General features: G+C 59.5%; 2 protein-coding genes. Both read left to right on the top strand.

The features are described 5' to 3' along the window. The first annotated feature begins 107 nt into the window (after window positions 1-107). The gene (locus IE250_RS24280; RefSeq protein ID WP_189671898.1) at window positions 108-623 is read left to right on the top strand and encodes a GNAT family N-acetyltransferase; all 516 of its coding nucleotides are present in this window, start codon (window positions 108-110) and stop codon (window positions 621-623) included. A 68-nt stretch (window positions 624-691) separates the two neighbouring features. Then, on the top strand, window positions 692-3286 hold the full coding sequence (locus IE250_RS24275; RefSeq protein WP_189671897.1) for an HsdM family class I SAM-dependent methyltransferase: 2595 nt from the start codon (window positions 692-694) through the stop codon (window positions 3284-3286). Window positions 3287-3304: the final 18 nt, after the last annotated feature.

Here is a 3304-nt window from a genome sequence, read left to right as displayed (position 1 = left end):
GGCACACAGGCATGACGGCCGACAAGCAGCCGTTCGAGGTCACCAACTTCCGCATGCGCGCCGACTACTCAGCACTCGACTACGACATGCCCGTGGAGGACTGATCCATGGCCCTCTCGATTCGCACGCGCTCCGAGGACGACCTTCCCGCCCTGGCCGCAACCCTCGTACGAGTCCATGAGTTGGACGGCTACCCCGTGGAGGGCGTGGCAGATCCGGAGGGCTGGCTGCGCCACCCCAACGAGCTCCGGAGCTGGACTGCGACCGAGGACGGCAAGCCCATAGGGCAGATCACACTCACGATGGCTACCTCCGATGACGACGCCGCGCGAGCATGGCGCGACCAGACCGGGGGCGACACCGCCCATCTTGCGATCCCTGTCCGGCTTTTCGTGGACCCCGATCACCGGGGCAGCGGCGCGGGCCGTCTCCTGATGGAAACCGCAGTGGACTTCGCGCGGGCGCATGGACTCGCGATCGCGTTCGACGTCATGCTTAAGGACCGCGCAGCGATCCGTCTCTACGAACGCCTCGGTGCCCACCGCGTGGCCGCCCTCACCCACCAGTACGGCGACAACCGCACTGAACCGGCCGCCGTCTACGTCCTGCCTCACGCACCGTAGTTCGATCGTGCGTTGCATCCGTGGCGCGGTCGTTATGCCAGATGGCGTTGGTGGTCCAAGATGGGCACATGGTTCAAGGACTCACTCTCGTCTGCCCCGTCCGCGGACGCCTGAAGGCTAAAGCGAAGGGGCGTGATGGGCTCACTCCGACCGAAGAGCGGTTCAGGGTCGAGGCGCTTAAGCACCTTGTAGACAGCGGGTACCCGGTAGCAAACATCCGTGTTGAAGCTGTTATCAAGCGTTTTGGGAATAGCGGCCGAAACAGCTTCCGCGCAGACTTCGTAGTCCTGGATGTCCCCGTGGCGAGCGTGGGCGACGACGTTGACGAGATCCTCAAGCATGCAGTTTTGCTTGCGGAAGTGAAGCGCGACAATGTCGATGCCGCCAGCGCGAAGTCCTATCAAGTAAAGCCCATGCTGGACTTTGCCGTGCGCGACGACTGCGTTGCGCTCTACTGGGATGACGTCGAGCGACGCGTTTTCTGGACCACCAGGAGGGCCGGTGCAAAGGTAATTCACGAGGGGCCACTCTCCGATTTGCCGATGTTTGGCGCCAAGCCTGGTGCGACACCGCTCACATTCAATACGATCAGCGCTGACGTTTCGCTCCTGTCTGTATTCAGTCGCATTGAAGACCTACTGCACTCTTCGTCGATCAGTGAGAGCAAGCGATTCGACATCATAATGCAGCTGCTTCTTGCAAAGCTGCACGACGAGCACCAGCATCAGAACCAACCCGACGCGCCCTTGGATCTCCAGGACTTCGCCGCGCTCGACATTTCCCCCGCGACGTCCCTCACCGCAGTTAATCGAACAATCAAGCAGGCCGTCGATTACTACCAGCGGTTCTTGCCGGAAAGCGTCGATCCGAACCTTCCGGCGACAGTTCCGGGGACGTTGCTCGTGGAAATAATGCGAGTCCTTGCGCCCGTAAAGGTCGTGGCGATGCACCGCAGCGTGATTCAGGACTTCTATATGTACTTCGCGAAGCACATCTACCGATGGGATCTCGCGCAGTATTTCACGCCGACGCCGGTTACCGAATTTATCGTTGAACTGCTTAACCCTCGATTTGGGGAGCATGTTAAAGATCCGGCTTGCGGCAGTGCGGACTTCCTAACGTCAACATTCCGACGCGGCAACGCTTTTGGATGGACGGACTATGCCAGCAGCATTTGGGGAAGCGATATTTCTCCAGAAGCTGTTCAGGTCGGCGTCTTGAACATGATTCTCCACGGAGACGGCAAGACAAACATCAAGAAGGAAGACTCGCTCGCAACCATTAAGGAGAATGCAGAGACCTGTGACGTGGTCGTATGCAATCCTCCTTTTGGATCTCGAATTGTCGAGAAGAGGGCGGAAGTGCTCTCCAACTTCGACCTTGGTCACAAGTGGTCGCACACCGCTGGATCGTGGTCTCGGTCGTCCGACCTCTTGAGCGCTCAGGAGACGGGGATCCTGTTTGCAGAAGCATGTGTCCGACTTCTGAGAAGCGGTGGGCGGGTCGCTCTCGTGGTCCCCAATGGCTACCTTGGCAACAGGTCCCCGAAATTCCTTGTGCTCAGGGAATGGCTGCTTCGTCACACGAGAATTGCGGCAATAATCGGATTGCCACGCTTTACATTCAAGGGTTCTGGCGCCGATGTTTCAGCGAGCGTCATCTTCTGTGAGAAGCGGGAGACGCCCCTCAAGAACGCTACCGACTCGGAGGACTATGAGTTCGCCGTTGAAGTCATCAACCGCGTCGGATGGGTCACTGGTGATAAGAAGGCCAGCCCGTCGTACATCCGTGACGAGTCCGACGGCACCTTGATCCTGGGTGAGGACGGAGACCCTCAGATTGCTAGCGATTTCCCGGGTGCCCTTAGCGGAATCCGGTCGAGTGATGCATCGGCGGACCACAACTGGCTCACCAAGGGGGTCGCCCCTGAACCGGACCAGAGCTCCCCGGGATGGACAGTAGAGATCGGTCGAGTTCTCTCGGACCCGCTTCTGACGCTCGATCCCAAGCGCCACTCCCGAAAGTACTGTGAAGTTAGGGAAAAGATCGAGAACGGTGATCATTTCAGGCTTGGAGACGTCGTTGACTTCATAGGGGAGCGCTCCGGTGACGCGGGCGAACGGCGAGAAATCGTTCCCGCCACTCCCTATCGATACGTCGAGATTCAGGACGTCGAAATCGGCTCCTTCCGTTGGACCACGCGACGTGGATGGGAACTCCCCGATAGGGCTCGGCACTTCGCCAGGCCGGGGGACATATTCATCGGCGGGATCTGGAACTCGGTCAAGAAGTGGTTCATCGCAGGCGCTAGTTCCGGTGATTTGATCGTCACGAACGGCTTCCATCGCCTGCGCGTCAAGCCGGGATTCGAGGATTACCTTCCCGATCTCGTGGCTGGTCTTTGCACCGAGTCTCATAGCGTACAAATGCGCGCGCTCGCGCGTGGCTCTGATGGACTGGCCGAGATCTCCCCGGTTGATGCTGCAGAAGTCCTGTTCCCACGCCTGACTGACCCAGCGCAGCGGGTGGAGGTCCAACCGTTCGTCAATCAGCTCCTGGCGGGTCATACGACTGTCGAGGCCCTCATCACGACGATGATGGACAACGGCAGGCTTCCGCATCCTCGGCCACCGGCTCGACCGGATCACACGAGCATCGTCTGAAACGCCCTGATCCACCTC

The sequence above is a fragment of the Promicromonospora soli genome (assembly GCF_014653785.1).
Classification (GTDB): Bacteria; Actinomycetota; Actinomycetes; order Actinomycetales; family Cellulomonadaceae; genus Promicromonospora; species Promicromonospora soli.
Note: the sequence above shows the minus strand (reverse complement) of the source record. Positions and strands in the feature narration are given on the sequence as shown.